The sequence below is a fragment of the Mesorhizobium sp. M3A.F.Ca.ET.175.01.1.1 genome (assembly GCF_004791945.1).
Classification (GTDB): domain Bacteria; phylum Pseudomonadota; class Alphaproteobacteria; order Rhizobiales; family Rhizobiaceae; genus Mesorhizobium.
This window is the reverse complement of the sequence record NZ_SRTP01000367.1, coordinates 1-292: the sequence shown is the minus strand read 5'-3', so window position 1 is coordinate 292 and position 292 is coordinate 1. Positions and strand designations below refer to the sequence as shown.

1 protein-coding gene is annotated in these 292 nt (G+C 67.5%); it reads right to left on the bottom strand.

What is annotated here, in order from left to right:
• Nucleotides 1–49: 49 nt before the first annotated feature.
• On the bottom strand, nucleotides 50–292 hold a 243-nt coding region (locus tag EN818_RS32030; protein WP_135906763.1), incomplete at its 5' end, for a GNAT family N-acetyltransferase.

The following is a 292-nucleotide window of genomic DNA, read 5'->3' as shown; positions in this document are numbered from 1 at the left end:
TGCGCTTGCGCTGGTTGCCGCTTTGGCACTCGGCTACCTCGCCGGCACACTATAGTTTTCTCGCCATCAGCAGCATCGGGGCGCCGGCCTGTTCGAAGGTCTCGGCCGCCGACCAGCCGAGCGCTTCGTAGAAGCCGCGCGCCTGCCAGGTGTAGAGATAGAGCTTGCCAACACCGGCCGAAGCGGCATGGTCCTCGACGGCCCTGACCAGCGCCGTGCCGACGCCGCTGCGGCGATAGGCCTCCTCGACGATGAGGCCGGCCAGCCACGGCGTCAGATCGTGCGGTGAATC